The following is a 25,007-nucleotide window of genomic DNA, read 5'->3' on the forward strand; positions in this document are numbered from 1 at the left end:
TTGCCTGAAGCCATCATGCGATATTCGAAGCCTTCTTCACACATGATCCAAATCCTTCCGCCCTCGCTTCCGAATGGCACCGGCTCCCAAAACCACTCATCATCCATCCCGGCGAGATGAGCGACGTTCATCCCCGCCCTCCCATCTCGCGCAGCACATCGTCGGCGGTGGAGTCTGTCAGCAGGTAATTCGCGATCCGCTCACAGGCGCGCATCCCGTTCCGGTCGCCGACCTCATCGCAGTTCGTGGCCTCTTGCTGTGCGCACCCGGCCGCATATTTCAGCGCTTTCTCGACATGCGCCCGGCGCGCCAGTTCGGCCTCGGCGGCTTCGCGCTTCTTCTGCTCACTGGATGCCCTTGCCTCAGCAGCATTTGCGCGCCCGTTGGCTGATTGCAGCTTCTGACGAAGCTCAGCGGCGTATTCAGCCGCTTTTCCCAGACTGCTCTCCGCAATGTGTAGTCGGTTGGTGTAGAATGTTGGATCACCATAACGCTCCAACTCAGCGACACGGGCGCGCAGGTCGATGATTTTCGTCTGCGCCACAGACAGTTCGACGGGCAGCGCGTCCAGTTCTTCGGGGGTGGTCATGCTTCGCTCTCCCTGTTGATGTCGTCGCGACGGCGCAGCTCATCGAGGCGGCGTTGGAGCGCGTCGTCGGACATGGTGGGTGGGTGGATCGCCCCCGCGCCGGCCGGGGCCTCTGTCGCGACGGTGGGTTGCTTCTCGTTGAGGAACCAGGCGGTCAGGTCGACGCCGCCGTCTCGGCCATAGAGGTCGCGGAACCGCCGCGCGATCAGGCTGTAGAGGCCGGGCTTGGCGTTCGGGTTGGTGCGGTTCTCGACGATGTCGCGGGTCCAGAAGGTTTGCAGGAGGATGCGGCCCTGAATGATCGCCTCGCGGAATTCCTCATGCTCGGCAGCCCAATTGCGCATGGTCTGGGGGGTGACGCCGATCGTCGCGCACCAGGCCTCGGGGAACTCGCCACCCTGGGCGAGCAAGCGGACGGTGTCGCAGTGGGCCGGGTCGTATTTGGCATTGCGCGAGGTCTCCCCCGCCTGCTGGCCGATCAACTGCATGAAGTGCTTGGGCTGCATGGCTGCCTCCAAAGTCACAACATGGCCGCGAGGCCGGTTTCGGAGAGCTGGAAGCCCTTCTCGGGGGCGTCCTCGACCCACTTTCGGGCATAGAGCAGGGCCAGGAGGTCAGCGGCTTCGGCATCGGCGCAGGACAGAGCATCGCGGACGGATCGCTGTGCAGAGGAATAGCCCACGCGGTCACGGATGGCCTGCAGGGCCCGGAATTCCCGGCAGGAGATGGTGCCGCGGATGATGCAGTGGGGGGCGTATCCTGCCCCGGTGCGGGTGGCGAAATAGACGAAGCCCTGCACTGCGGCGAGTTCGACGCGCTTGGTCGATCCGATGATGAACCCGGTCTCCTGCAGGAGGAGAACGAGTTCGGCCAGGTCGTGGAGGATCTGGGATTCGGCGCGGTCCCGGGCGACATTGCCGATGTGATAGGTCACGAAATCGCGGGGCCTGGCGTTGGCGGCCCAGCGGCGAAGCTCTCCGGCGGACGAGATCATGTTGGTGATTGCGATGGTCATCGGACGCCCCTTTCGCGCATTCGCTCCTGGGTGACCTTCCCGCTCTCGAGAAGGGCGCGGGCCATGACGGGCGAGATAACGCTGGCCGGGAGCAGCTTGTCGCCGTTGACCCAGTCCGCGAAGAAATTCAGCCGATCCTCTGGGCTGACCGGGGTTGTCGCCGGTTTGGCCTTTGCGGCAGGCTTGACCAGCGCTGTGCTGGCCTTGGCCGATGCGGCCTGTGCCATCCAGCGATCAAGGGCTCGGGGCCCGTCCGGCGGCTCGGGATTCTTGGCCCGGCTGGCCTTGGCCTCGGCGACGATGCGGTCAGGCGCCAGCCCGCTGCCGATCCAGGCAGCGACGTGCTCGGCGAGCGATGGGTCGGCCCAATAGGCACCGGTGTCGTGGGACTGGATGCCGACGGCGGCGCGGACGTCGTCGAGAAGACCGGGCGGGATGGTCGGGTGGGTCGATGGCGGCGGTTCTGACGGAGCGGTGGGCTGATTAACAGCCCCCTGCCCTTCTTCAGCGAATCCAGCCTCGCGCGTGCGCGCGCCCTCCTCCTCCTTACCTATGTTAATGGTTAATGGTTTTGGATTTTCCACGGTTCGTTCCGTGGAAGTTTCCGCGGTTTTATCCGTGGTTGGTTTGGTATTGTTGTTTTTCAATACCTTATTCGTATTTTTTCCAGACTTTCTTTCGTGTTGTTTGCGGCAATATTCCTCAGTTTTCCCCGCATTTTCTTGAAGTTTTTCCGAGAAAATTCGCGAGTTTTTTTGGGATAGAAGCGGCAAGATGATGGGCGCGAGCCTTCTGCGCCAGATTGTGGGAGACACTCTGGTGATGCGCGCAAGAAACCTGTCGTCGGCGGGAAGATCGCAGGACTTCGATTCCCACATGGCCATCAGGATCAGCATGTAGGCCCCGATCACCTCTGGTGTGTGTTCCATGGTCGCTCGGTCCAGCGCACCGGTCCACAGCGGCAAAGGCTGGCGCGTCCTGGCTGACTTGGCGTCGAACTCTTCATGGATGTCGGCAGTCATGGCCCCTAGTGCTCCACGAAGACGATGGGAAGGTCGGATTGCCAGCACAGGCAGCAGTTGCCGCAATGGCGGCCCTGGCGTCCGTTCATAGCCTCGGCCTGCTCGGGACAGACCACGGCGTCACCGAGGCGCGGGCGCTCGGTCGGGAAATTGATGGTGAAGCTGCCCCACGGGCCGGTGCGCCCGCTGTGCCTGATGGAAAAGCGACGACCAAGGGCGGCGCGGACCCGCGCGATGCCATCGCCGATGTGGGTTCCCGGGGGCCAGGCGGTGAAGCCGAAGACGTTCAGGTTGGGATGATCGTCGAGGAGCGCGACCCAGAGGCGCAGATAATCGAAACTGTAGAAGTCGCCCAAGATGTGCAGCCGGATCAGCACCGGATCCCCTGGCGCGCACAGGGCGGCCACCTCTTCGGCAACGGCGCGCTCGAGTTCTGGGCCCCGCTGCCAGCGCGTCGGATGGGGCATGGCATTGCCATAGCAGGCCTGCCAGAGGCCGCAGGAGCGCGGGCATGTCGCCCGCTCCTCAAGCGTCAGGGTGTAGATGCGGGCACCGCGCAGTCGGCCCTTATGGACATCGCCGCCGATCTTGCAGCTCGACGCGCCGTCCTTCAGCACCCGGTCTCCCGATGCTGGCGTGGCAATCCTGGTCGAGAAGATGGTGCCCGGCGTGTCGGCCGCGACGATGACGCGGGTTGTTCCGCTGGGCACGGGCGAGACCTTGAATCGCCGTCGATCGGCAATCTTTCCCGCCGCCTTCGTGGCGCGCCGCGCTTTCAGCTCGCTCAGGGTTTCGCCGTTCTTGCGCGGCCGCCCGCGCTTGGGTCGCGGGATGGGGGCAGAATCCGCCCGCATGCCCGCCGGAATGCGCGTAAATCGACCCGAGGCGACTGCCTCGTCGATCAGGCGGCGGGTTTCAGGGGACAGAGAGGTCATACCGCCTCCCCGTTCTGGACAAGCTCGCAAGCCCAACCGGCCTCGACGCCGGGCGTCCCTTCCTTCAGGAAGTGGACGATTCCGGCGCCGGCCATGCTGCAAAGGCCTTGGTCGAGCATGAGGCCCGCCGGGAATGTGGCGGTCTGACCATCGACGGACAGGGTGATGATGAGGAGCCATGTCATCCCGTCACCCCCACAAGCTCATCTGTTCCGGCGCAGCCGCGACCGATGGCGGCGCCCAGATCCACGGGCCAGAGGCCGTGGGCAGCGCTGAGAGTGCGCCACGCATATGCTGCTGCCAGTGGATGAACCCCGTTTCCGAGCAGGCGCAGACCGCGTGCCCGGGCGGCCAGGACATCAGCCATTCGACGAACGAGGGATTCAGCCGCCGCTTCCGCCATGAGCCCTTGCGCAACCATCTGCGCTGCACGGTCGGCGACACCGACGACATGGCCGAGCGAAAGAGCCGGCGCGAGATCGGGCGCCAGATCGAGGGTGAAACGCCAGAGGTCCATGTCCGCTGGGCCGGGGGCGTGAAGCAGTGGGCGACGAAGTTCGGAAGCTGGTCCCCCTTCGCCCCGCCGCCGCGGTCCTGAAATGGCTCGTTGTTCGGCGTCCGATAGTCCCGAGCTGACGGAGTCGGCCACGCCGCCGCCGCGAAGACCAACTCGTCCGTCCTGCCATTCTTCGATGGCGGGGCCGGGGATTGCGTGCTGTCCTGGCAGGTTGGCGTCGGCCATATCCCCGCCTGTGCCGCCAGCCCCAGCCCGAAGCCGTTGCCGTTCTGGCCCTTGGCCTTCTCGATCTCGCGGGCCGCCTCGATCTGTTCCGCCGTCCAGCCCTCGCGCGTCTGCATCGGGGCCGGGGTGGCCCATTGCGCCGCCTGCGCCGGAAGCGGCATTCCACCCGCTCCGAAACTCTGGTTCGGCCCGCCCTTTTCCGCATCCGAGGCGCGGGGCGTGCCCCACATCTGGCTCTGCCCTTCCAGCGTCAGGCGCTCCGCCCCCGTCTGTCCCTTGTCCCGGGTGTAGGGGCCGATCGAGACGCGCGGGGTCTGCCAGGTCTGCGCCGCGTTTTCCAACCCAACCGTCACCTTCCGACCATCCGGTGTTTTCCCGGTCGGGCTGGTCCCTTCCGGCATCTTCCGCCCGCCGCTCGGGGTGTCGGCGGTAGGCCACGATGAAGACCCGTTCCCGCTCATGCGCCGCGCCTGTTTCAGCCGCCGTGAAGAGGCCAGCCGCAGGCGTGAAGCCCATTTCTCGAAGGTCTCGCAGCACGGTTTCAAGGCCGAGGCTGACATGCCCGGCGACGTTTTCGAGGAAAATCCAGTTGAGGCCGGGGCCGAGTTCACGGGCGACCCGGGCAACATCGGGCCAGAGATGGCGCTCGTCATCGGCCCCCTTGCGCTGCCCAGCGGCGCTGAACGGCTGGCAGGGGTATCCGGCGAGAAGGGTGTCGAAGGCTCCGGCGAAAGGCCGAGCGTCGAAGGCTGTGAGGTCGTCCCAGATCGGGGCCGGGGCGAGGTATCCGGCCTCCTGGGCGGAGATGAGGACGCGCCGCGGGTATTCCTCCCATTCGACATAGCATCGCGTGTGGAAGCCGGGTTCCGCGAGACCGAGGCCCATATCCAGGCCGCCGCCGCCTGCGCAGAGGGAGAGGCCGTGTTCGGGACGTGGCACCATGTCATTCGTCCCTCCGCAACCAATGGATTGTCGGCAGGCCCTGAAATCCGTGGAGGAAGACGAACCAGCTGAAGTCGGTCTTTCCGCCCCCGACCTTTCCGCCTGCGGCGATGTGCGCGCCGGACGGCATCGAGGGCCGCGGCGCGAGGCGATATTCGCGATAGAACGGAAGGCTCTCGATCCAGAGGCTGCGGTCGCCGGCGCTGATCCAGCCAGTCGGCAAGAGGACCGCGACCTTGCCGCGGGCGCGCTGCAGGGCGAGGCGAAGGAACTCATCCTCTGACCTGGCCATTGCGCCTTCCGGGCGGCTGCGGCGCAGCTGGGTCCATGTGGCGTAGGGCGGATTCGAGACGATGTTGTCGACGCGGTCCCCGCCCCCCTCGTCCTTGGCGAAGAAGTCGACGAAAGGGGTGACGATATCGCCCGCACCGCGGTCACGCAGATCGAAACCCCTCGCCGTAAGGCCGTGGGCCAAGGCGGCGCGCACGATGGTGCCGGTCGCGCCCAGATGCGCCGGATGATCGCCGCTGGCCGGGTGATCGGTTCTTGCGACGTCTATCCCTGCACAAAGTGCGGCGGCTGGCATTGGGGACATTCGGGCGGCACGCGCCTTGCCAAGGCCGCCCAGACCATCAACGCCATCGACCGGGCCATTGCCAGGGACGCCAGAAAAGGGGGCGGGCATGCCTGACCCAGACCTGCACGGCAACCACGACCCCTGCCCTGCCTGCGCGCTGCGCCGGGAGGTGATGGACACCGCGCCGATCACCCGAGCCGAGATCCAGTGCAACGTCTGCAAGGGCGTGGGTTGGCTGCCCCTTTCCGCTGCCGAAATCTGCCGCCGCACCTGTGAAGAGGCTCGGCGCATCTACTGGCCTGAATTCGAGAGGAGGATCGCCCATGGCTGACCTGCAGCCGATCTATGTCCGCGTCTGCGATTCGCGCGCCGTTTTCGGCATCTCGCGCTCGACCATATACGAGATGGCATCTCGAGCCGAGATCACGATCTACAAGAGCGGCGGCAAGGCCCTGCTGAAGGTCGCTGAGGTCATGGCCTTCATCGAAGCGAAACCCGCCCAGCAACGAAGCATTGGGGGACCAGTTGGGGGACCGGCAGGGACCTGAAAAGCAAAAGCCCCGGTAATTCCGGGGCTTAAGCGACCAAGTTGGTGCGGATGAAAAGACTCGAACTTTCACTCCGGTTAAGGAACAGCGACCTCAACGCTGCGCGTCTACCAATTCCGCCACATCCGCATGCACCCGGCCCTTGGTGGCGCGTATGTAGCCGCAGCCGCCGGGGAAGAAAAGAGGGAATCCGCGCCCCCGATGCCAGATCGTAACAGGGGTGCGAAACGGCTTGCGCGGACGCCGGATCAGTAGCTTGCGAAGAACAGGAAGGGCAGCCGCGCCGCCGCCGCAACCGCCTCGGCCCCGCTGCGCATCACCTCGGCATTCTCGCCCGCGACCGGCGCTGCCGCGGCGACCGGCATCACCGGGGCCGGGGCGGCCCCGGGCAAAGGCGCGGGCGCCGGTTCCACCGCCGTCACTTCCGACGGCGCGGGCGCCACCGGGGCCGGGGCAAGCGGCGCAGGCGCGACCGGGGCGGGCGCCACCGGCTCCGTCGCCGCAGGGGCCGGCGCAGCGGGCGCGTCGGGCGTTATGACGAAGCTGGGCATCGCCGCTTCCTCGACCTTCATTTCGGGGGCCAGCTCAGCCGTGCGCCCGGCCACCGTATAGGCGGCCTTCTTCACCAGATCGGCCCGTCCGGCCATGGCGGGCGCGAAAATGTCATTCCCCGCCGCCAGCCCGTCCAGCGCCACGTCATACCACGCCGCCGCCAGATCCGGCCGGTCCGCCGCGCCGAACCCCTGGCTCAGATGATGGCCCAGGACTTCGGCATAGCCCTTCTCGCCCATCGCCGTCAGCAACAGCGCCGAGCCGATGGCCATGTCCATCTGCTCCGTCTGATAGCCCACGCCCAGGCAGACCTTGGCCGTGCCCGACAACTGCGCGGGCGACATGCCGGATTTCACGATGAACTCCTGCACCCCCGCCAGCACGTCCTCTTCCGGCTTCAAGGACAGCGCCGCGACATGATCCTTCATCAGCGGCGTGAAGCCCGCGCATTGCGCCGCGATCTGGTCAGGGGTGAAACCCGCCACCTTGGCGGCCAGCGCCTGGCCCGTCGCGATGGCCGAGGCCCGCGTCACGCAGAACTGCTCGGTCAGCGCGGCATTGGCATCGGTCATTGTTGCGGCCGTGTCATACCCGCCCTTGGTCGAGACCTTCAGCATCGCGGCGGTGCAGGTATCGCCCAGCGCCCCCTTGGCCCCGTTCGGATCCATGAAGGACGGCATCGCCGGGGCCGCCGGTTCCGCCGCTGCCACCACCGGGGCGGGCGCAGGCGCGGGGGCCGGGTCCGAAGCCACGATCACCGGCATCGGCTCGGGCGCAGCAGCCGGAGCGGGCGAGCCCTGGATCGGGGCCGCAGGCGCGGCCACCACCGGCGGCAAGAGCGCGGGCAGCGCCGCCTCGGCCTTGGCCGCGATCGAGCCCGGGGCAGGTTCGCCATCATCCGCCAGCGTGCCATTGGCGACAATCGTGCCCTTCGGCGCATACATCTCGTCGCGCTGCGCCAGCAGCACGCCACGAATGCCATAGACCGAACTCGACACGACCTCTTGGATCACCGCGCCGCCCGCCTCGGCCCGGCTATGCGCCGTGGTCAGGATGATGCGCTGCTCCTCGGTCAATTCACCCGTGGCGCCATAGCCCATGAAGGCCTGGTAATCCTTGATCGCGGCGCGGCTCTTGGCGCCCAGCGCGCCATCCGCCGTGCCGACATTCCAGCCGAAATAGTTCAGCGCCTGCTGCACCTCGACATTCTCGGCCTTCTGCTCGGCCGAGATCGACGGTTTCTTCGGCGCCGACTTGGTGGATTTCTTCTTTTTCTTGCTGCCCTCGTTGATCGCGGCGCCCACGATGGCCCCGGCGATGATCCCGGCGATTACATCGCCATTGTCGGCGCGGGCCATGGTCACCATCGGCGAAACGGGGGTCAGCGACAGCGAGGCGACGACGGCACTGGTTGCAATTCCCTTGATCTTCATAGCATCACTCCGGGCAGAATATGGGCGCGGGCAAAGGCGCGGGTCGGCAGAAATATGCCGATACTCTAGCACGGGCCGCGCATCTGCAAAGACGGGAATTCCGCATCTTTCCGCCGAAATCCCGGCCAAAGGAGGCTGACTTGGTCGAATGGAGCCATCTTCCGGGCCTTTCGCCCTATCTCGAAACGCTCGCCGCGATGGAAGCCCGCGCCGAGGCCATCGCGCGGGGCGAGGCCGAGGAGGCGATCTGGCTTCTCGAACACCCGCCGCTTTACACCGCGGGCACTTCGGCCAAACCGGCCGACCTGCGCGATCATGACCGTTTCCCCGTCTTCCAGACCGGGCGCGGCGGGCAATACACCTATCACGGCCCCGGCCAGCGCGTGATCTACACCATGCTGAACGTGAAAGAGCGCGGCGCCGATGTGCGCTGCTTCGTCCGCGCGCTGGAAAACTGGGTCATCGACACGCTGGCCGAATTCAACGTGCATGGCGAGATCCGCCCCGGCCGCGTCGGTGTCTGGGTTCCGCGCCCCGACCGCCCCGCCCTGCCCGATGGCAGTCCGGCCGAAGACAAGATCGCCGCCATTGGCATCAAGCTGCGCCGCTGGATCAGCTTTCATGGCATCTCGATCAATGTCGAACCGGACCTCACGCATTTTTCCGGCATCGTGCCCTGCGGCATTTCGGATCACGGCGTGACCAGCCTTGTCGATCTGGGCCTGCCCGTCGCCATGGCCGATCTCGACATCGCGCTGCGCCAGACTTTCGAGCACAGCTTCGGCCGCGGCGCGACCTGCGGGCTGGGCTGACCGCCCTGCTATCGGCTGACAATCCCGCCCGGGCGACTGCGACGAAGATGCTATTGCATAACAAGGCGCGCAAATCCCATGTTCAACCCAAGGCGCACGACTCGCTCCCACCCAAGACATGAGGCCAAGATGATCAAGACCCCCCTCGCCGCTGCCCTTGTGCTCGCCGCCCTCGCCGCCCCCGCACTCGCGGGCGATCCGGCTGCGGGCGAGAACGAGTTCAAGAAGTGCAAGGCCTGCCATTCGGTCATCGCGCCGGATGGCACCGCGATCCAGAAGGGCGGCAAGACCGGGCCGAACCTCTATGGCGTGATCGGCCGGGCCGTCGGCTCGGACCCCGATTTCAAATATGGCGACGGCATCCTTGCCGTGGCCGCGACTGGCGCGGTCTGGGACGAGGCCTCGCTGGCCGCCTATGTGCAGGATCCGTCCAAATGGCTTGAAGAGAAGGCCGGCGATCCCTCGCTGAAGTCGAAGATGTCCTTCAAGCTTGCCACGGGCGGCGAAGACGTGGCCGCCTATCTCGCCTCGGTCAAATAAGGCGCGAAAACCAGCGCAAGGGGCGTCGCATCGCGCGGCGCCCCTTTTCAGTTGCGCGCCCAAAACCGGACGCGCGCGCGCTCAGTCGATGATGACATCGCCCCCCGTCGCCCGCAGCCGTGCCAAGCCGTCCCGCATCGCCTGCAGCGCCTCGGGCGCATGCCCCTGCCAGCCCACGACCTCGCCGACCACCCGCAGCGGTGTACGGCTGCGATAGGACAGGGTCGGATTGCCGGGAAACTTCTTGTCCGTCACATTGGGATCGTCGACCAGATCCCCGGTCGGCTCGACGACATAGATCCGCCCCGGCCCCTCGCCCAGCGCCAGTTCGGCGCCCCAGATCGCGGCATCAAGCGTCCCGGCGCAATAGACCCAGGACAGGGCGGCAGCCCCGGTGAAATTCGACGGATTGCCGACCGCGACAAGATCGCCCGGCCGCAGATCAGCCTTCGTGCCATGGAAATACTGGCGCGCAAAAACCGTGACCGCTCCCGACATTGGCACATCCTCTTCTGCGTCCACCCTTCGCAGGCCCTGACCCGTCATGATGCCGCGGCCAAGGCCGCCCCCATGCCGGACCGGCCTGCGCCCCCGGCGCCTGTCGACGGAAGCAATGCCCTACATCTTCGTCAGATAGGCCCCCGAGACATAGCCCTTCAGCCCCCGCGCCGCCTTGAGCGAGACCTTGCACCAGCTGGTCTTGCCCTCGCGTGAGCAGCTTTGCACCCAAACCACCGTGCCATTCGGCAGGCCGACCAGAACCTTGTAGCCGATCCCGGCCCCCAGCCGCATCTTCAGCATGTCATCGGCCTCGACGCCGGTGACCTCATACCAGCCGCTTTGCTCGGCCTGCACCGGCCCCGTCGCAAGCCCGCCCAGAAGGGCGGCGGCGATCAGGGGGAAAAGGAATTTCTGCATCTTTCTGCCCTGCTTCTTGTTCTGCCTCACCCCCATCTAACCGCCCCGCCGCCCCCGGCACAACGCCACGGCCAGGCGTCGGCCAGCCGCCGCCGCCAGAACCGCAGGGCAACGCGCGCCGCCGGGCCGCGTGATCCCGCGCAACACGCGCCGCGCGGCCGATCGCCCGAAGCCCTTTGAGGCAAGGCTCTTGGGACGCGCAGGCGACCAAACCGCCCCCTGCGCCGTATACTCGCGTCCGAGCGCACCCGCAGCGGCGGGCTCGCGATGGTTTTTTGTCCCGCCCCCCTCCCGCCTCCGCTCCGGCGCCGTGGCACGCCCGCCCCTGCGACGATTGGCGTTGATCCAGATCAATTTCCTGCGTTGCCCCTGCGCGCTCGCGAAGATATTACGAAGCCTGAATATCCGACTCCGCGGCGCGACGCTGCAAGGGGCCGGGCGAGGGAACAGCAACGGGAGCAGCCTATGGCCGACGCCGCCATTCACGGCCATGACCACGCGGAGAAGGGATTCTTCACCCGCTGGTTCATGTCGACGAACCACAAGGACATCGGGATCCTTTATCTCTTCACCGGCGGTTTCGTCGGCCTGATCTCGGTCATCTTCACCGTTTACATGCGGATGGAGCTGATGGAGCCGGGCGTCCAGTATATGTGCATGGAGGGCATGCGCCTCACCGCCGCGACGGTCGACCAGTGCACGCCCAACGGCCATCTTTGGAACGTGACGGTCACCGCCCACGGCATCCTGATGATGTTCTTCGTCGTCATCCCGGCGCTGTTCGGCGGGTTCGGCAACTATTTCATGCCGTTGATGATCGGCGCGCCGGACATGGCCTTCCCGCGCATGAACAACCTGTCCTACTGGCTCTATGTCGCCGGCACCTCGCTGGCCGTGGCCTCGGTCTTCTCGCCGTCCGAAGGCGGCCAGCTGGGCGCGGGCGTGGGCTGGGTGCTCTATCCGCCGCTGTCGAACAACGAGGGCGGCTATGCGCTTGACCTCGCGCTCTTCGCCGTCCACCTGTCGGGGGCGTCCTCGATCCTCGGCGCCATCAACATGATCACCACCATGCTGAACATGCGCGCACCGGGCATGACCATGCACAAGGTGCCGCTCTTCGCCTGGTCGATCTTCGTCACCGCCTGGCTGATCCTCTTGGCCCTGCCGGTCCTGGCCGGCGCGATCACCATGCTGATCACCGACCGCAACTTCGACACCACCTTCTTCAAGCCCGAAGGCGGCGGCGACCCGATCCTCTACCAGCACATCCTGTGGTTCTTCGGCCACCCGGAAGTCTATATCATCGTCATCCCCGCCTTCGGCATCATCAGCCACGTCATCTCGACCTTCTCGAAGAAGCCGATCTTCGGCTATCTGCCGATGGTCTATGCCATGGTCGGCATCGGTGTTCTGGGCTTCGTCGTCTGGGCGCACCACATGTACACCGTGGGGATGAGCCTGACCCAGCAGCGCTACTTCATGCTGGCAACCATGGTCATCGCCGTGCCGACCGGCATCAAGGTCTTCTCCTGGATCGCGACGATGTGGGGCGGCTCGGTCGAGTTCAAGACGCCGATGCTCTTCGCCTTCGGCTTCCTGTTCCTCTTCACCGTGGGCGGCGTGACCGGGATCGTCCTGTCGCAGGCCCCGATCGACCGCGTCTACCATGACACCTACTATGTCGTGGCCCACTTCCACTACGTCATGTCGCTGGGCGCCGTCTTCGGCATCTTCGCCGGGATCTACTACTGGATCGGCAAGATGTCGGGCCGCCAATACCCCGAATTCATGGGCAAGATTCATTTCTGGCTCATGTTCATCGGCGCGAACCTGACCTTCTTCCCGCAGCACTTCCTCGGCCGTCAGGGCATGCCGCGCCGCTATATCGACTACCCCGAGCAGTTCGCCTACTGGAACCACCTCTCGTCGATCGGCGCCTTCATCTCCTTCGCGTCCTTCATCCTGTTCCTCGGCATCGTGTTCTACACGCTGTTCGCCGGTCGCCGCGTGACCGAGAACAACTACTGGAACGAATATGCCGACACGCTGGAATGGACCCTGCCCTGCCCGCCGCCCGAACACACGTTCGAGCAGCTGCCGAAGCAGAGCGACTGGGACAAGGGCCACGCCCATTGAGGGCACGCCCACGAGGGCTAGGCCAATGGAATGACAGAAGGCCCCGGGGAAACCCGGGGCCTTTCGCTTTGGGGCAAGGCCGTTCGCCCAGAGGGTCAAGCAGAAGGCGGTCATTGCGGCACCGCTGCGAGCCGCCTATATTCGGGCAGCCACAGAAGGAATTTTATGCGCAGAGGCTTCGATTGAACCGCTTGTAGCGGCATCGCTCGGCACAGGGGTGCCGATCCTTTTTGCGTGAATTCTGTGGAGTTCTCATGGAGAACAATGGCCTGGTGGTCCGGCCCTATAATGCGGCAACGGACCTGAAAAAACTGTCCACGATCTGGTTCGACGCCTCGTTGAAGGCGCATCCCTTCATCGGTGAGCCAAGGCTGATCGAACAGCGCCGGATGATCGAAGAGATCTATCTGCCCAAGGCGGAAACCTCGGTGGCCTGCCTTGACCAGAAGCCTGTCGGCTTCATCAGCCTATTGGACTGCTTCATCGGCGGAATTTTCATCGCGCCTGACCGGCAGGGCTATGGCATCGGGCGCAGGCTGATCGCAGATGCGCTGGCCCGCAAGCAAGAGCTGTCGCTTGACGTCTATCTCGCGAACGAGCAGGCCCTCCGCTTCTACAAGGCGCTCGGCTTCCACGAGGTGTCGCGGCGGGACATCGACGACTTCGGCTTTCCCTTCCCGACGGCGACGCTCCGTCTGAGGGGATGAGAACAGGTCGGGCGGGACCTTCCGCGCCCTGCCCGACCGCCTTCGTGACCAGCCGCTTCGCCACGGAAGACCGGCCTTGCCGCCAGCGGAGCGCCAATCCCGGCCAGATGGCCCCGCGCCGCGCCACCGCCGGGCCGCCCGCAGCGCGCGCGCCCCCCCCGTGCTAAAGCCATACATATCAGGCTTGGTCCGACGAGCTGAACGAAACCGCTGAAATTGTCCCTAGGTCTCCCGCACGGTCGGGGTCCATGCCCCCTTCAGATGCGACGCTTCCTGATCGCCCGGCCAGGGCGGCATGGTGATGCAGATGAAGGTCAGCGGCGCCGTTCCGGTGTTGCGGTACTGAAAGGCTGTGCCGACCGGAATGTCGATCGACACGCCGGGCCGCAGTGGGGTGATCCGTTCCTCCACGCCGTCCCGCCGCCAGATTTCGCCCTGGCCTTCCAGCACATACCAGAACTCGCTCACTGTCCTGTGCACCGTCGCGCGATTTATTTGCGCCGGCGGAACCGTGCTGTGAATCATGTTGCCGGTGGTCCCGTCCATGAGGAACCGGATATCCGCCCCTGCGGGCGATTTGGCGTCCGCGTCAGGCGGCAAGATGGTCTCTTTCATCCCGGTTCCTCCTCGGACTAAGGGCAAGAGTTGATTGCCGGTCAGGCAAGCGTCAATCCCATCCTGCCTTGCACATTTCTCCGCAGCCGGATCATATCGGCCTCCGTCCCTCAGGCATGCCCGATGCCCCATCAATGGCTCCCCCTCGAAGGCGAGACGCGCCGCCTACACCTCTGGCCCCACCGCCCGCTTACCCAACGCGGCTTCGCGGGGTTCATCGGCGTCACCTCGGCGCTGATCGCGCTGCCGCTTTTCGCGGCGCTCGGCTCTCCCGTCCTCTGGGCGCTCCTGCCCTTCCTCGCCGCCGCCATTGCGGCCCTGTGGTTCGCCCTGCGCAAGAATGCCCGCGACCGCGAGATCCTCGAAGATTTGACCCTCACCCCCACGCGCATCACCCTGTCCCGCCATGACCGGCAGGGCCGCCGCGACTGGGAGGCGAACCCGCATTGGGTGCGCCCGCATCTGCACCGGCAGGGCGGGCCGGTGCCGAATTACCTGACCCTGCGCGGCGGCCCGCGCGAGGTGGAGCTGGGCGCTTTCCTTTCGGAAGAGGAACGTCTCGCCCTGCATGACGAACTGGCTAGGGCGCTCGCGGTGCTGCGCTGATCGCGCGGCATCGCTGCCCTGCCCCCTTCACCTCTTCGCAAATATCCCACGGGTGCGCCAGCGAGACGCCATCGGTTCAAGCCCGCTCGCGAGCGGGGATGTGGCCCCCCGGGCGTCGGGCCGCCCACGTCTGCCCAGGCGGCAGGATCACCCGCCGCGCGGCCCGAACAGGATCACCGCCGCGCCCAGCAGGCAGACAGCGCCGCCGATCACATCCCAACGGTCGGGCAGGCGCCCCTCGACCAGCCACAGCCACAGAAGCGACGCAGCCACATAGACCCCGCCATAGGCCGCATAGGCCCGCCCCGCCGCCTCGACCGGGGCCAGCGCCAGCAGCCAGGCAAACAGCGCCAGAGACACCAGCCCCGGCAGCAGCCACAGAGCATGCGCTCCCTGCCGCCACACGGCCCAGACGGCGAAACAACCAGCGATCTCGGCCAGCGCGGCCAGCGGATACAGAAGGAACGTCATGGCCGGAACTCTGCCGCCAAGTCGGGTCGAAGGCCAGCCCGTCACGCGGCTATTCCGCTCAGCTGCGTCCTGGCGCAGAGAGCGCCGCCCTTGCTGGCCCCGAATCTCAAACGCCCGGGCTAATCCGCGTCCGGCGCCCGGTCGGGCAGGCCGTCATGCGGCGTCGAGGCCAGCTCTTCCAGCTCGGCCTCCGTCATGTCGCGGAACATCTCGCGCGAGGCGCCCTTCAATTCGCTGATCTTCGCTTCGCCGCGCTTGGCGGCAAGCGCGGCCCCGGCCGCGCGCTGCTGGGCTTTCGATGTGGCGGGCATGTCAGTTCCTTTTCAGGCGATGGCCTGCCGGATCAACCGCCCCCGGCATTCGAAAGTTCCCCCGAAAGGGAAAGACGATGCGGAAGACCTTCGGAAGACAAAAGGAAGACCTTCGGAAGACGACTGTAAACGCCGTGGAAAGCGCCGCTCTGTTTCAGCCGAACCGCGCCTTCACCACCGCGCCCACGGCACCGAAATCCATCTGCCCCGCATATTTCGCCTTCAGCGCCGCCATCACCTTGCCCACATCGCGGATCGATGCGGCCCCGGTCTCGGCCATGGCCGCCTCGACCGCTGCGGCCACTTCGGCCTCGGTCATCTGGCGGGGCAGATACTCCTGGATGACCTTGATTTCGTTCAACTCCTTATCGGCCAGCTCCAGCCGCCCGCCTTCTTCATAGGCGCGGGCAGACTCCTGGCGCTGCTTGACCATCTTGCCCATCAGGGCGACGATCTCGGCCTCCTGCACCAGACCTTCGCCACCTTCGCCCCGGTTGGCGATGTCGCGGTCCTTGATCGCGGCGTTGATCAGCCGCAGCGTCGACAGCCGGTCCGCCTCCTTTGCCTTCATCGCCTCTTTCAACGCGGTCTGAAGCCGCTCGCGCAAAGACATCTCCGGCCATCCCCATGGTTTCTCCGAAGCCCTGACCATACCCCAGCCCGCCCAGCCACGCAACTCTGGCGCAGAAAGATAAGATACTGATTTCATTTAAAAATCCTTTTCCCATCGGCCCTTGACCCCGCCCGCCTGCCTCTTTACGTTCGCGCCAATTTGCCGATAGGAGAGTCGCCCATGCCCGCCCCGCGCGATGCTACCGCCTGCCTTGCCCTCGCCGATGGCACGATCTTCTACGGCAAGGGCTTCGGCGCCACGGGAGAGATGGTGGCCGAACTGGTCTTCAACACCGCGATGACCGGCTATCAGGAAGTGATGACCGACCCCTCCTATGCGGGCCAGGTCGTGACCTTCACCTTCCCCCATATCGGCAATGTCGGCGTGACGCCGGAAGATGACGAAACCGCCACCCCCGCCGCCGCCGGCATGGTGGTGAAATGGGACCCGACAGAACCCTCGAACTGGCGCGCCACCGGCGAGCTGCAAGCCTGGCTGACAAAGATCGGCCGCATCGGCATGGGCGGCGTCGACACCCGTCGGCTGACCCGCGCGATCCGCCAGCAGGGCGCACCGCATGTCGCGCTGTCCCATGATCCTGAAGGGAAATTCGACATCGAACGCCTGGTCGCCAAGGCCCGTGCCTGGAAAGGCCTGGTCGGCCTCGACCTCGCGAAAGACGTGACCTGCGCACAAAGCTACCGCTGGGACGAGAAGCGGTGGGCCTGGCCCGAAGGCTATGCCAAGCGTGAAGGCGCGGGGCTGCGCGTCGTCGCCATCGACTATGGCGCCAAGCGCAACATCCTGCGCTGCCTGGCGTCTTCGGGTTGCGAAGTCACCGTCCTGCCCGCCACCGCCACGGCCGAGGATGTCCTGGCCCTGAACCCGGAAGGCGTCTTCCTGTCGAACGGCCCGGGCGATCCGGCCGCGACCGGCGAATATGCCGTGCCGATGATCCAGGGCGTCTTGAAAGCCGACCTGCCGCTTTTCGGGATTTGCCTTGGCCATCAGATGCTTGCCCTGGCCGTTGGCGCCAAGACCCGCAAGATGAACCACGGCCATCACGGCGCCAACCATCCGGTGAAAGACCTGACCACCGGCCGGGTCGAGATCACTTCGATGAACCATGGCTTCACCGTCGATGCCGACACTCTGCCCGAAGGCGTGGTGGAAACCCATGTTTCGCTGTTCGATGGCACCAATTGCGGCATCGCGCTCAAGGACAGGCCGGTCTTCTCGGTGCAGTACCACCCCGAGGCCAGCCCCGGCCCGCAGGACAGCTATTACCTCTTCGACCGTTTCGCCGCGGCGATGCAGGCCCGCCGCAGCGCCTGACGCGCGCTGCCAAGCCCCTGCATCGACCCGTTAACCTGCCATTAACCCGCGATTAACCCCGTGGGCGCAGCCTTCCCCTGGCGGCGGACAAGGGGGGAAATATGGCGCCATCACTGCTGATGCTCCGGGAACGGGCGCCGGGCGACCTGCCTGCCTTGGCGCCTCCGACACCTCGGGCCCTGGCCTTGCCGACGGTAGACCCGATACCCGAGGCTTCGGGTCCTGGCGCGTCAGCACGCGCCGCCGAAAGTTTCGCGCGGCAGTTGCTGCGCGAGGGGCTCGCAAGGCCCGATGATTTCTTGCAGTCGCTGGCACGCGGCGCGCAGCAGACACCGGCCGACTCGGCCACGCTGATCGCACGCGGCGCGCTGGATGAAGATCGCCTGCTTGACGCCGCTGCCCGCTATTTCGGCGCGGCCCGGGTGGATCCGCGCTTCCCGCCGCCCGATCCCCGGCTGATCGATCGCTTCGGGCTGACCGGCTGCCTACGCCATGGCCTTCTTCCCTGGCGGAGCGCCGGGGCAGTGGTGATCGTGGTCACGTCGCGTCCCGAGGCGTTTCACCGCCTGCGCCCGCTGCTCGAGGCGCGGCTTGGCCCCGTCGCCATGGCGTTGGCCCGCGCGAGCGAGATCGAGGCCGCCCTTCACCTGCGCCATGGCCCAAGGCTGGCGCATCTGGCCGAGAATCGCGTCGCTGCGGCCGAAAGCTGCCGCGACTGGGGCAATGTCTGGGGTGGCGCGACCGTGCGACAATATCTTGTTTTCGTAGCGATTCTTGTCGCGGCAAGCCTTGCGATCGCGCCTCTTCTTCTGCCACAGCTTCTCCTGGCATTGGCCGTCCTGTCCTTGTTTCTTGCCATGGGCCTGAAACTCGCAGCCTGCCTTGCCGCCCTCCGTCCGGCCACGCCCGAACCGCCCCTGCCCGATCTTGCCCGCCTGCCGCCCGTTTCGGTGATCGTTGCACTCTACCGGGAAAGCGGCATCGCCCCCCGGCTGGTGCGGCGGCTGTCGCGGCTGAGTTACCCGCGCGACTTGCTTGAGGTCGTGCTGGTGGTCGAGGCCGAGGATGTAATGACCCGCGCCGCCCTGGCCGGGACCGATCTGCCGCCCTGGATGCGGGTCGTGATCGCCCCGCCGGGGCGGATCACGACCAAACCCCGCGCGCTGAACCTGGCGCTTGACCATTGCCGGGGCGCGATCATCGGCATTTACGACGCCGAAGACGCGCCCGAACCCGACCAGATCCGCAAAGTCGTGGCGCGGTTCCAGCGCTGTGGCCCCGATGTCGCCTGCCTTCAGGGCGTGCTGGATTATTACAATCCGCGCACGAACTGGCTGTCGCGCTGCTTCACCATAGAATATGCCGCCTGGTTCCGCCTGATCTTGCCCGGCATCGCACGTCTGGGCCTTGCCGTACCCCTGGGCGGCACAACCCTGTTCTTCCGCCGCTCGGTGCTTGAGGAGCTGGGCGGCTGGGATGCCCATAACGTGACCGAGGATGCCGATCTGGGCATCCGCCTGGCGCGCCATGGCTACCGGACCGAGCTGATCGACACCGTGACCGGCGAAGAGGCGAATTGCCGTCCCCTCGCCTGGGTCAAGCAGCGCTCACGCTGGATCAAGGGCTATATGATGACCTGGCTCGTGCACATGCGCGACCCAGTGCTGCTCTGGCGCCAGCTTGGCCCCCGGCGCTTTCTGGGCTTTCAGGTCATGTTCCTGGGCTCGATCCTGCAAGCGCTGCTCGCCCCCCTGCTCTGGAGCTTCTGGCTGCTCGCGCTTGGCCTGCCGCATCCCCTGGCGCAAAGCCTTCCGCCCGGCGGCTTGCCTCTGCTGATCGCGCTGTTCCTGATCTCCGAGGCGCTGAACATCGCCACGGGGATCATCGCACTGCGCCGCTCGGGCCATCGGCTGTCACCGCTCTGGGTGCCGACGCTGCATCTGTATTTTCCACTGGCGGCGCTCGCGGCTTACAAGGCGCTGTGGGAAGTGGCGGCGCGGCCCTTCTACTGGGACAAGACCCATCATGGCCTTTTCGACCCGGGCGAGCCAGGCCATGGCGAAGCACTCCCGGCCCGCCTCGCGGCGCCTCTGCGCGCGACACCAGGCGCGGCCAGAACCATCAGTCTTTTCGCGCCGCCTTCGCCCCGGGCCCAGCCCCGCCGCACCTAGCGCAGCTTCAGCTCGCCCGCCTCGACCCGCAGCCGCGTCTCGAATGCCTTGCTGATATGGGTCTTGAGCGCCTGATAGGCGGCTTCGCCATCCTGCTGCTCCAGCGCGGCGACAATCGCCTCATGCTCGTCCAACGCCACTTCGTCGCGGCCTTCGGCGGCAAAGGAAGTGTTCGCCATCAGCGCCATCGACCGATGCACAAGATCAAGCTGCTGCACCAGGAACCGGTTGTGGCTGGCGAGGTGGATCTGGCGGTGAAAGCGCTTGTTCGCCCGGCTCAGGGCGCGCGGATCGCCGCCCAGCAGGGCACGATCCTCGGCCACCATGCTTTTCAGCACCCGGATTTCCTCCTCGGTCGCATGCCGGGCCGCCAGCCGCGCCGCCAGGCCTTCCAGCTCGCTGCGCACGGCGTAAAGCTCGGCCAACTGGTTGTGATCCAGCGTCGCCACGATCAGGCTGCGCCCGTCGCGCGTCAGCATGGCCTGGGTCTCCAATCGCTGGAGCGCCTCGCGCACCGGCGTCCGGCTGACGCCCAGCCGCTCGGCCAACTCGCTTTCCACCAGGCGGTCGCCCGGCTTGTATGTCCCCGCCTCGATCGCCTCAAGGATCAGCGTATAGGCATCTTTCTGCACCCTTCGGACCTCCATTCCCTGACGCGCGACCCTAGTCGCGCGTCAATGCCCGTTCAACCCTTCCAAATGCCGCAGGCCCGGCCTAGAAGAAACCATGGCGAAAGATGATTTCACTCATGTCACCACCTGGGTCTTCGACCTGGACAAGACGCTTTACCCGCCCGAAGCGCGGCTCTTCGACCAGATCGAAGTGAAGATGACCGACTGGGTCATGGCCCGGCTGGCAGTGGATCGCGAAAAGGCCGATCATCTGCGCCGCCACTACTGGGCACTGTACGGCACCACGCTGGCGGGGCTGATGCAGGAACATGACATCCAGCCCAGCGCCTATCTCGAAGCGGTGCATGACATCGATTTCTCGGCCCTGCGCCCCGATCCGGCTCTGGCCGCGGCCATAACCGCTCTGCCCGGCCGCCGAATCGTCTTTACCAACGCCGACCGGCCCTATGCGGCCAAGGTCCTGGCCGCCCGCGGCTTGAGCGGGGTCTTCGATGCGGTCTATGGCGTCGAGGATGCCGATTACCGCCCCAAGCCCCAGCGCGAGGCCTTCGAGCTGGTTTTCGCCAAGGACGGGCTCCTGCCCGGAAAAGCGGCCATGTTCGAGGATGACGCACGCAATCTTGAAGTGCCCCATGCCATGGGCCTGCGCACCGTCCATGTTGCGCCGGATCCGGCACCCGCGCCGCATATCCACCACCACACGCCTGATCTTGCAGGCTTTCTCGCGCGGCTGACCCAGGGCTGAACGCCGCTGATGCGCCCCGCCTCCGGGCAGACGCCCGGCTCCGCCCCTGACAGATTGCCGCACTGCGGCAACACGCCTCTTTGGTTTTATCGCAGACTCCGTATCTGAAGCTGCATGTGAAATGCCGCTTTGCGCCCGACGCGCCCCGGAGGACCAGCCATGACCCTTGCCGCCGACCTGCCCACCAGTTTCGCCGCCCCCCGCAACGACCATGCCGCGCCGCTGACCGGCAAAGCCGCGCCGACCGACCGGGCCGCCGAGATGATCCTCTGGCTGGTTCCGGTTCTTCTCTTGGGCCTCGTCCTTGCCATCAAGACCTGGGGGCTTTTCGCCCTGACACTCGCGGCGCTGCCCGCCGTGCCGCTGATGTTCGTCTTCTTCATCGCGATAAGCTGGCCCTGAGCCGCGGCCCGAGGGACCAACCGGGACGCTTTGCCGCCTCGCCAAGCGCCGCTGGCTGCGCTAGACCGGGGCCGAAAGGCAGGTCCTTGATGCGTATCCAGACCGATATCCTCGTCTCCGGCGGCGGTGTCGCCGGGCTGACCGCCGCGGCCGCCTTCGGCTCTGCCGGGTTCCGCGTGATCTGCGTCGATCCCGAACCGCCCGTGGCGGCCGAGAGCGACCCCGCCTCCGACCTGCGCACCACGGCCTTCTTGCAACCCTCATTGCCCGTATTGCAAGCGGCGGGCCTGTGGGACAGGCTCGCCCCCCATGCCGCGCCGCTGCAGATCATGCGCATCGTCGACGCTGGCGGACCAGTGGCCGAGCCGCGCGTGATCAAGGATTTCGACGCCTCCGAAATCTCCGAGCAGCCCTTTGGCTGGAACCTGCCCAATTGGCTGCTGCGGCGCGAGATGGTGGCGCGGCTAGCCGAACTTTCCAATGTCAGCTTCCGTCCCGGCACAGCCACCAAGGCGCTCCTGACCCGCGAGGCCGAGGCGCTGGTCACCCTGTCTGACGGCAGCACCGTCGCAGCTCGGCTGCTGCTAGCCGCCGATGGCCGCAATTCGCCCATGCGCGCGGCGCTGGACATTCCGGTCCGCACCCTGCGCTATGGCCAGAAGGCGCTGGCCTTCGCCGTGACTCATCCGATCCCGCATCAGAATGTCTCGACCGAGATTCACCGCTCGGGCGGCCCCTTCACCCTCGTCCCCCTGCCAGATCGCGATGGCAAGCCCTGCTCTGCCGTGGTCTGGATGGAGGAAGGTCCGGCAGCTCAACGACTTGCCGCCCTTCCCGTCGTCGAATTCGAGGCCGAGATGAATGCGCGCTCCTGCCATATTCTAGGGCCTTTGACCCTTGTCAGCCGCCGGAGCCTCTGGCCGATCATCGCCCAGGTGGCGGCGCGGATGATGGGCGAACGCACTGCCCTTCTAGCCGAGGCGGCCCATGTCGTGCCCCCCATTGGCGCCCAAGGTTTGAACATGTCGCTGGGTGATCTGCGGGTGCTTCTGGATCTGGCCCAGCAGGCGCCGGATGATCTTGGCAGCAGAAAGATGCTGGATGCCTATCACAAGGCTCGCCATGCCGAAGTGCTTGCGCGCGTGACAGGGATCGACCTTCTGAACCGCGCGTCGATGCTGGGGGCGCAGGGGCTGCGCGATCTGCGGGCAGGCGCGCTGGACGCGCTTTACTCGCTCGCGCCCCTGCGCAAGACGCTGATGAAGGCTGGGCTTGGCGTCAGCTAGAGCGCCGTTCTCTTGAAAGAAATCGGCCCGGAGCCTTTGAAGGATCCGGGCCGGAGCTTTCGAATTCGCCCAAGGGACCTTACAGCGCCGCCTCAACCGCGCGTCTCAGCCGCGCCACGGTGCCATCGACATCCTTCAGCTTGTCCAGGCCGAAAAGCCCGATACGGAAGCTGCGATAGCTGTCACCCTCACCGATCTGCAAGGGCACGCCCGCCGCGATCTGCGCGCCCTTGTCGCGGAACTTGGCGCCATTCTGCACCGCCGGATCGTCGGTATAGCTGACCACCACGCCCGGCGCCTGGAAGCCCTCGGCCGCGACCGAGCGGATGCCGCGTTCGGCGAACATCGCCCGCACCTTGCGGCCCAGGTCCCATTGCGCGTCTTTCGCCGCCGCCAGGCCCATGGCCTTGGTCTCGGTCATGGCGTCGCGCATCCCCAGGATCGCGTCGGTCGGCATGGTGGCATGATAGGCATGTCCGCCGCCCTCATAGGCCGCCATGATCGCCCGCCATTTCTTCAGATCCAGCGCGAAGGAATCGGTCGTCGTCGCCGCCAGCCGGTCCTCGGCGCGCGGACCCATGACCACGATCCCGGCAGCGGGAGAGGCGCTCCAGCCCTTTTGCGGGGCCGAGATCAGCACATCCACCCCGGTCGCCTGCATATCGACCCAGATGCACCCGCTGGCGATGCAGTCGAGCACCATCAGCGCGCCCACCTCATGCGCCGCTGTGGCCAGGGCGGCGATGTAATCGTCGGGCAGGATGATGCCGCTCGCGGTTTCCACATGCGGGGCGAAGACCGCCTCGGGCTTCACCTCGCGGATCTTGGCCACCACCTCTTCGATCGGCGGCGGCGCGAAAGGCGCCCCCGGCGCATTGCCCGTGCTGCGTGCCATCATCACCGTGGTCTCGGTGGCGAACCCGCCCGCTTCGAAGATCTGGCTCCAGCGGAACGAGAAAAAGCCGTTGCGCACGATCAGAACCTTGCCCCGACCAAATTGCCGCGCCACCGATTCCATCGCATAGGTACCGCCGCCCGGCACAAGCGCCACCGAGGTGCCGCCATAAACCTCTTTCACCAGGGCCGAGACATCGCGCATCACGCCCTGAAACTTGGCCGACATGTGGTTGAGGCTGCGGTCGGTGAAGACCACCGAAAATTCCTCCAGCCCCTCGGGGTCGACATTGGGCAGCAGTCCGGGCATCGCGTTCCTCCTCAGGTCTTCTCGGACACCCGATAGGCGGCGCGCGCCAGCCAGTCGGGGTTGATCTCGACGCCCCAGCCGGGCGCGTCGGGGACAATGGCATGGCCCGCTTCGATCCGGTAGGGGTCGCCAAGGAAAAGTCCGTCCTGCCACGGGTAGTAATCCAGCCCCTCGATGGAAAACTCCAGATATTTGCCGGGGTTGGGGATCGCTTTCAACAGATGCATCGTGCACATGGTGACAAGCGACAGGTTCGCGGCATGGGGCGTGATCGGCAGGCCCGCGGCATGACCCATGCGGCAAACCTCCAGCGTGCGGCAGATGCCGCCCAGATACATGATATCGGGTTGCAGCACATCGACCGCCTGCTTCGCGATCGACATCTGCCACATGACAAACTCGCAATCCTGCTCGCCCCCGGCCACATCGATCTGCAAGGCGCGGCGCACTTCGGCGGTCTGGTCGTATTCCCAATAGCGGCAGGGCTCCTCGAAATGGCCGATGCCATTCTGCTCCAGCCGCTTGCCCACCTCGATGGCGCGGGCAGGGGTGAAGGCGGAATTGCCATCGACCAGCTTGTCATACCCCTGCCCCAGCGCCTTCGACACGGTTTCGATCACCGCCTCGGTCCGGCCCGGCCATTCGTCCACGTCGCGGCCATATTCCGCACCGACCCGCCATTTGAAGGCGGTGAAGCCCTGTTCGTCGCGCAACTTGCACAGCCGCGCGGCCTCATCTTCGGGGGTGATGTCGCGGCGCATCGAACTTGCATAGGCGCGCAAGGGCCCCGGCGTGCCGCCCAGAAGCGCAACCACCGGCTGGCCCGCCGCCTTGCCGCGCAGATCCCAGATCGCGGTGTCCAGCCCGGTCTGTGCGCGGCGGATATAGCTGCCGGGAAACTTGTGCTCGCGTTCGATGATGCGGATCAGCGTGTCTTCCAGATCCTCGGTATCAGTCCCCAGAGCATGGGGCGCGACCTGGCGGTGGAAGACCTCGGCCGTGATATCGGCGCAATAGGTGGAAAGCTGGCCCCAGCCGGTCGCGCCCGTCTCATCCGTCACCCGGACGAAACACACAAATTCCGTGCCAAAGGTTTCCAGCTTGACGATCTTCATGGCTCTTCTCCCTGCCAGGTCGGCGGCAGGCTA

Annotated in this window: 31 protein-coding genes, 1 tRNA gene and 1 pseudogene; 13 read left to right on the forward strand and 20 right to left on the reverse strand. The window is 66.1% G+C overall.

Features of this window, described 5'->3' with window-relative positions; all coding sequences use genetic code 11:
- Positions 1 to 127: 127 nt before the first annotated feature.
- From ACED67_RS16020 to ACED67_RS16060, 9 genes and pseudogenes are all read right to left on the reverse strand, one after another.
- Complete coding sequence (locus ACED67_RS16020) at positions 128 to 589, reverse strand: hypothetical protein (RefSeq protein ID WP_395542724.1); 462 nt, start codon at positions 587 to 589, stop codon at positions 128 to 130.
- Positions 586 to 1,095, reverse strand: coding sequence for a hypothetical protein (locus ACED67_RS16025; RefSeq protein WP_395542725.1), 510 nt, complete (start codon positions 1,093 to 1,095; stop codon positions 586 to 588). The genes ACED67_RS16020 and ACED67_RS16025 overlap by 4 nt, the downstream gene beginning before the upstream one ends.
- 14 nt (positions 1,096 to 1,109) lie before the next feature.
- Positions 1,110 to 1,604 carry a hypothetical protein gene (locus ACED67_RS16030; RefSeq protein WP_395542726.1) on the reverse strand — a complete coding sequence of 165 codons (495 nt, stop codon included), beginning with the start codon at positions 1,602 to 1,604 and terminating at the stop codon, positions 1,110 to 1,112.
- Complete coding sequence (locus tag ACED67_RS16035) at positions 1,601 to 2,626, reverse strand: hypothetical protein (RefSeq protein WP_395542727.1); 1,026 nt, start codon at positions 2,624 to 2,626, stop codon at positions 1,601 to 1,603. The genes ACED67_RS16030 and ACED67_RS16035 overlap by 4 nt, the downstream gene beginning before the upstream one ends.
- A 5-nt stretch (positions 2,627 to 2,631) precedes the next feature.
- Complete coding sequence (locus tag ACED67_RS16040; protein WP_395542728.1) at positions 2,632 to 3,561, reverse strand: hypothetical protein; 930 nt, start codon at positions 3,559 to 3,561, stop codon at positions 2,632 to 2,634.
- Positions 3,558 to 3,746 carry a hypothetical protein gene (locus ACED67_RS16045; RefSeq protein ID WP_395542729.1) on the reverse strand — a complete coding sequence of 63 codons (189 nt, stop codon included), beginning with the start codon at positions 3,744 to 3,746 and terminating at the stop codon, positions 3,558 to 3,560. The genes ACED67_RS16040 and ACED67_RS16045 overlap by 4 nt, the downstream gene beginning before the upstream one ends.
- Before the next feature lie 4 nt (positions 3,747 to 3,750).
- Positions 3,751 to 4,656 (reverse strand): DNA methyltransferase, encoded by a 906-nt coding sequence (locus tag ACED67_RS16050; RefSeq protein ID WP_395542730.1) that lies wholly within the window; start codon positions 4,654 to 4,656, stop codon positions 3,751 to 3,753.
- 124 nt (positions 4,657 to 4,780) lie between these two features.
- Positions 4,781 to 5,245: pseudogene (locus ACED67_RS16055) on the reverse strand (DNA cytosine methyltransferase); the annotation flags it as partial.
- A gap of 1 nt (position 5,246) precedes the next feature.
- Positions 5,247 to 5,732 carry a DNA methyltransferase family protein gene (locus tag ACED67_RS16060; RefSeq protein ID WP_395542731.1) on the reverse strand — a complete coding sequence of 162 codons (486 nt, stop codon included), beginning with the start codon at positions 5,730 to 5,732 and terminating at the stop codon, positions 5,247 to 5,249.
- A 30-nt stretch (positions 5,733 to 5,762) separates the two neighbouring features.
- On the opposite strand from ACED67_RS16060, the gene ACED67_RS16065 reads away from it, so the two are divergent.
- Genes ACED67_RS16065 through ACED67_RS16075 form a run of 3 tightly spaced genes read left to right on the forward strand, consistent with a single transcriptional unit; the run spans position 5,763 to position 6,370 of the window.
- Positions 5,763 to 5,936: a hypothetical protein gene (locus ACED67_RS16065; RefSeq protein WP_395542732.1), complete on the forward strand. Its 174-nt coding sequence runs from the start codon at positions 5,763 to 5,765 to the stop codon at positions 5,934 to 5,936.
- Positions 5,929 to 6,153, forward strand: coding sequence for a hypothetical protein (locus ACED67_RS16070; protein WP_395542733.1), 225 nt, complete (start codon positions 5,929 to 5,931; stop codon positions 6,151 to 6,153). Before ACED67_RS16065 ends, ACED67_RS16070 begins: the two co-directional genes overlap by 8 nt.
- A complete protein-coding gene (locus ACED67_RS16075; RefSeq protein ID WP_395542734.1) occupies positions 6,146 to 6,370 on the forward strand; it encodes a helix-turn-helix transcriptional regulator in 225 nt (74 codons plus the stop codon). The genes ACED67_RS16070 and ACED67_RS16075 overlap by 8 nt, the downstream gene beginning before the upstream one ends.
- 42 nt (positions 6,371 to 6,412) lie before the next feature.
- Here ACED67_RS16075 and ACED67_RS16080 read toward each other — a convergent pair.
- Together ACED67_RS16080 and ACED67_RS16085 are read right to left on the reverse strand one after the other, a co-directional pair.
- Positions 6,413 to 6,499: transfer RNA gene (locus ACED67_RS16080), tRNA-Leu, on the reverse strand.
- 119 nt (positions 6,500 to 6,618) lie between these two features.
- Entirely contained in the window at positions 6,619 to 8,355 is a 1,737-nt protein-coding gene (locus ACED67_RS16085) for a peptidoglycan-binding domain-containing protein (RefSeq protein WP_395542735.1), read from the reverse strand.
- Positions 8,356 to 8,459: 104 nt separating this feature from the next.
- Here ACED67_RS16085 and lipB point away from each other — a divergent pair, with 104 nt between their 5' ends.
- Together lipB and ACED67_RS16095 are read left to right on the forward strand one after the other, a co-directional pair.
- Positions 8,460 to 9,167 carry a lipoyl(octanoyl) transferase LipB gene (lipB, locus tag ACED67_RS16090; protein WP_395542925.1) on the forward strand — a complete coding sequence of 236 codons (708 nt, stop codon included), beginning with the start codon at positions 8,460 to 8,462 and terminating at the stop codon, positions 9,165 to 9,167.
- Between the two features lie 132 nt (positions 9,168 to 9,299).
- Positions 9,300 to 9,707, forward strand: coding sequence for a c-type cytochrome (locus tag ACED67_RS16095; RefSeq protein ID WP_395542926.1), 408 nt, complete (start codon positions 9,300 to 9,302; stop codon positions 9,705 to 9,707).
- Positions 9,708 to 9,788: 81 nt separating this feature from the next.
- On the opposite strand, the gene arr is transcribed toward ACED67_RS16095, so the two are convergent.
- Positions 9,789 to 10,205, reverse strand: coding sequence for an NAD(+)--rifampin ADP-ribosyltransferase (arr, locus tag ACED67_RS16100; RefSeq protein ID WP_395542736.1), 417 nt, complete (start codon positions 10,203 to 10,205; stop codon positions 9,789 to 9,791).
- A 120-nt stretch (positions 10,206 to 10,325) separates the two neighbouring features.
- On the reverse strand, positions 10,326 to 10,625 hold the full coding sequence (locus tag ACED67_RS16105; RefSeq protein ID WP_395542737.1) for an SH3 domain-containing protein: 300 nt from the start codon (positions 10,623 to 10,625) through the stop codon (positions 10,326 to 10,328).
- A 465-nt stretch (positions 10,626 to 11,090) separates the two neighbouring features.
- Here ACED67_RS16105 and ctaD point away from each other — a divergent pair, with 465 nt between their 5' ends.
- Both ctaD and ACED67_RS16115 read left to right on the forward strand, forming a co-directional pair.
- On the forward strand, positions 11,091 to 12,761 hold the full coding sequence (gene ctaD, locus ACED67_RS16110) for a cytochrome c oxidase subunit I (protein ID WP_395542738.1): 1,671 nt from the start codon (positions 11,091 to 11,093) through the stop codon (positions 12,759 to 12,761).
- A 254-nt stretch (positions 12,762 to 13,015) separates the two neighbouring features.
- On the forward strand, positions 13,016 to 13,468 hold the full coding sequence (locus ACED67_RS16115; protein ID WP_395542739.1) for a GNAT family N-acetyltransferase: 453 nt from the start codon (positions 13,016 to 13,018) through the stop codon (positions 13,466 to 13,468).
- 222 nt (positions 13,469 to 13,690) lie between these two features.
- Here the strand turns inward: ACED67_RS16115 and ACED67_RS16120 are convergent, their stop codons facing one another.
- A complete protein-coding gene (locus ACED67_RS16120) occupies positions 13,691 to 14,083 on the reverse strand; it encodes a cupin domain-containing protein (RefSeq protein WP_395542740.1) in 393 nt (130 codons plus the stop codon).
- A 123-nt stretch (positions 14,084 to 14,206) separates the two neighbouring features.
- On the opposite strand from ACED67_RS16120, the gene ACED67_RS16125 reads away from it, so the two are divergent.
- The gene (locus tag ACED67_RS16125) at positions 14,207 to 14,689 is read left to right on the forward strand and encodes a DUF2244 domain-containing protein (protein ID WP_395542741.1); all 483 of its coding nucleotides are present in this window, start codon (positions 14,207 to 14,209) and stop codon (positions 14,687 to 14,689) included.
- A gap of 147 nt (positions 14,690 to 14,836) precedes the next feature.
- On the opposite strand, the gene ACED67_RS16130 is transcribed toward ACED67_RS16125, so the two are convergent.
- From ACED67_RS16130 to ACED67_RS16140, 3 genes are all read right to left on the reverse strand, one after another.
- The gene (locus ACED67_RS16130; RefSeq protein WP_395542742.1) at positions 14,837 to 15,160 is read right to left on the reverse strand and encodes a YnfA family protein; all 324 of its coding nucleotides are present in this window, start codon (positions 15,158 to 15,160) and stop codon (positions 14,837 to 14,839) included.
- A 119-nt stretch (positions 15,161 to 15,279) separates the two neighbouring features.
- Positions 15,280 to 15,471, reverse strand: coding sequence for a DUF3008 family protein (locus ACED67_RS16135; RefSeq protein ID WP_395542743.1), 192 nt, complete (start codon positions 15,469 to 15,471; stop codon positions 15,280 to 15,282).
- 154 nt (positions 15,472 to 15,625) lie between these two features.
- Positions 15,626 to 16,084, reverse strand: coding sequence for a GatB/YqeY domain-containing protein (locus tag ACED67_RS16140; RefSeq protein ID WP_395542927.1), 459 nt, complete (start codon positions 16,082 to 16,084; stop codon positions 15,626 to 15,628).
- A 180-nt stretch (positions 16,085 to 16,264) separates the two neighbouring features.
- Between ACED67_RS16140 and carA the strand changes: the two genes are divergently transcribed.
- Together carA and ACED67_RS16150 are read left to right on the forward strand one after the other, a co-directional pair.
- Entirely contained in the window at positions 16,265 to 17,419 is a 1,155-nt protein-coding gene (gene carA, locus ACED67_RS16145) for a glutamine-hydrolyzing carbamoyl-phosphate synthase small subunit (protein WP_395542744.1), read from the forward strand.
- Positions 17,420 to 17,520: 101 nt separating this feature from the next.
- Positions 17,521 to 19,590 (forward strand): glycosyltransferase, encoded by a 2,070-nt coding sequence (locus ACED67_RS16150; protein WP_395542745.1) that lies wholly within the window; start codon positions 17,521 to 17,523, stop codon positions 19,588 to 19,590.
- Here ACED67_RS16150 and ACED67_RS16155 read toward each other — a convergent pair.
- Positions 19,587 to 20,222 (reverse strand): GntR family transcriptional regulator, encoded by a 636-nt coding sequence (locus ACED67_RS16155; RefSeq protein WP_395542746.1) that lies wholly within the window; start codon positions 20,220 to 20,222, stop codon positions 19,587 to 19,589. The genes ACED67_RS16150 and ACED67_RS16155 overlap by 4 nt on opposite strands.
- 94 nt (positions 20,223 to 20,316) lie before the next feature.
- Between ACED67_RS16155 and ACED67_RS16160 the strand changes: the two genes are divergently transcribed.
- The 3 genes from ACED67_RS16160 (at position 20,317) to ACED67_RS16170 (ending at position 22,655) form a co-directional block, all read left to right on the forward strand.
- On the forward strand, positions 20,317 to 20,967 hold the full coding sequence (locus ACED67_RS16160; protein WP_395542747.1) for a pyrimidine 5'-nucleotidase: 651 nt from the start codon (positions 20,317 to 20,319) through the stop codon (positions 20,965 to 20,967).
- Positions 20,968 to 21,126: 159 nt separating this feature from the next.
- On the forward strand, positions 21,127 to 21,369 hold the full coding sequence (locus ACED67_RS16165) for a hypothetical protein (protein ID WP_395542748.1): 243 nt from the start codon (positions 21,127 to 21,129) through the stop codon (positions 21,367 to 21,369).
- Positions 21,370 to 21,455: 86 nt separating this feature from the next.
- Positions 21,456 to 22,655, forward strand: a complete 1,200-nt coding sequence (locus ACED67_RS16170; RefSeq protein WP_395542749.1) for a UbiH/UbiF family hydroxylase — start codon at positions 21,456 to 21,458, stop codon at positions 22,653 to 22,655.
- 79 nt (positions 22,656 to 22,734) lie between these two features.
- Here ACED67_RS16170 and ACED67_RS16175 read toward each other — a convergent pair whose 3' ends face one another.
- Positions 22,735 to 23,859, reverse strand: coding sequence for an aminotransferase class V-fold PLP-dependent enzyme (locus ACED67_RS16175; RefSeq protein ID WP_395542750.1), 1,125 nt, complete (start codon positions 23,857 to 23,859; stop codon positions 22,735 to 22,737).
- An 11-nt stretch (positions 23,860 to 23,870) separates the two neighbouring features.
- Positions 23,871 to 24,974, reverse strand: a complete 1,104-nt coding sequence (locus ACED67_RS16180) for a mandelate racemase/muconate lactonizing enzyme family protein (RefSeq protein ID WP_395542751.1) — start codon at positions 24,972 to 24,974, stop codon at positions 23,871 to 23,873.
- Positions 24,975 to 25,007 lie beyond the last annotated feature (33 nt).

This window comes from Neotabrizicola paludis (genome assembly GCF_044142105.1).
Taxonomy (GTDB): Bacteria; Pseudomonadota; Alphaproteobacteria; order Rhodobacterales; family Rhodobacteraceae; genus Pseudogemmobacter.

Excerpts from the sequence above, each read along its gene's own strand:
- ACED67_RS16180 (WP_395542751.1), bottom strand. The coding sequence starts at position 24,974 with ATGAAGATCGTCAAGCTGGAAACCTTTGGCACGGAATTTGTGTGTTTC.
- ACED67_RS16160 (WP_395542747.1), top strand. The coding sequence starts at position 20,317 with ATGGCGAAAGATGATTTCACTCATGTCACCACCTGGGTCTTCGACCTG.
- ACED67_RS16150 (WP_395542745.1), top strand. The coding sequence starts at position 17,521 with ATGGCGCCATCACTGCTGATGCTCCGGGAACGGGCGCCGGGCGACCTG.
- ACED67_RS16115 (WP_395542739.1), top strand. The coding sequence starts at position 13,016 with ATGGAGAACAATGGCCTGGTGGTCCGGCCCTATAATGCGGCAACGGAC.
- ACED67_RS16165 (WP_395542748.1), top strand. The coding sequence starts at position 21,127 with ATGACCCTTGCCGCCGACCTGCCCACCAGTTTCGCCGCCCCCCGCAAC.
- ACED67_RS16070 (WP_395542733.1), top strand. The coding sequence starts at position 5,929 with ATGCCTGACCCAGACCTGCACGGCAACCACGACCCCTGCCCTGCCTGC.
- ACED67_RS16130 (WP_395542742.1), bottom strand. The coding sequence starts at position 15,160 with ATGACGTTCCTTCTGTATCCGCTGGCCGCGCTGGCCGAGATCGCTGGT.
- ACED67_RS16040 (WP_395542728.1), bottom strand. The coding sequence starts at position 3,561 with ATGACCTCTCTGTCCCCTGAAACCCGCCGCCTGATCGACGAGGCAGTC.
- ACED67_RS16020 (WP_395542724.1), bottom strand. The coding sequence starts at position 589 with ATGACCACCCCCGAAGAACTGGACGCGCTGCCCGTCGAACTGTCTGTG.
- ACED67_RS16045 (WP_395542729.1), bottom strand. The coding sequence starts at position 3,746 with ATGACATGGCTCCTCATCATCACCCTGTCCGTCGATGGTCAGACCGCC.
- ACED67_RS16120 (WP_395542740.1), bottom strand. The coding sequence starts at position 14,083 with ATGAAAGAGACCATCTTGCCGCCTGACGCGGACGCCAAATCGCCCGCA.
- ACED67_RS16065 (WP_395542732.1), top strand. The coding sequence starts at position 5,763 with ATGATCGCCGCTGGCCGGGTGATCGGTTCTTGCGACGTCTATCCCTGC.
- ctaD (WP_395542738.1), top strand. The coding sequence starts at position 11,091 with ATGGCCGACGCCGCCATTCACGGCCATGACCACGCGGAGAAGGGATTC.
- ACED67_RS16030 (WP_395542726.1), bottom strand. The coding sequence starts at position 1,604 with ATGACCATCGCAATCACCAACATGATCTCGTCCGCCGGAGAGCTTCGC.
- ACED67_RS16140 (WP_395542927.1), bottom strand. The coding sequence starts at position 16,084 with ATGTCTTTGCGCGAGCGGCTTCAGACCGCGTTGAAAGAGGCGATGAAG.
- ACED67_RS16025 (WP_395542725.1), bottom strand. The coding sequence starts at position 1,095 with ATGCAGCCCAAGCACTTCATGCAGTTGATCGGCCAGCAGGCGGGGGAG.
- ACED67_RS16035 (WP_395542727.1), bottom strand. The coding sequence starts at position 2,626 with ATGACTGCCGACATCCATGAAGAGTTCGACGCCAAGTCAGCCAGGACG.
- ACED67_RS16135 (WP_395542743.1), bottom strand. The coding sequence starts at position 15,471 with ATGCCCGCCACATCGAAAGCCCAGCAGCGCGCGGCCGGGGCCGCGCTT.
- ACED67_RS16105 (WP_395542737.1), bottom strand. The coding sequence starts at position 10,625 with ATGCAGAAATTCCTTTTCCCCCTGATCGCCGCCGCCCTTCTGGGCGGG.
- carA (WP_395542744.1), top strand. The coding sequence starts at position 16,265 with ATGCCCGCCCCGCGCGATGCTACCGCCTGCCTTGCCCTCGCCGATGGC.
- ACED67_RS16175 (WP_395542750.1), bottom strand. The coding sequence starts at position 23,859 with ATGCCCGGACTGCTGCCCAATGTCGACCCCGAGGGGCTGGAGGAATTT.
- ACED67_RS16075 (WP_395542734.1), top strand. The coding sequence starts at position 6,146 with ATGGCTGACCTGCAGCCGATCTATGTCCGCGTCTGCGATTCGCGCGCC.
- ACED67_RS16125 (WP_395542741.1), top strand. The coding sequence starts at position 14,207 with ATGCCCCATCAATGGCTCCCCCTCGAAGGCGAGACGCGCCGCCTACAC.
- ACED67_RS16085 (WP_395542735.1), bottom strand. The coding sequence starts at position 8,355 with ATGAAGATCAAGGGAATTGCAACCAGTGCCGTCGTCGCCTCGCTGTCG.
- arr (WP_395542736.1), bottom strand. The coding sequence starts at position 10,205 with ATGTCGGGAGCGGTCACGGTTTTTGCGCGCCAGTATTTCCATGGCACG.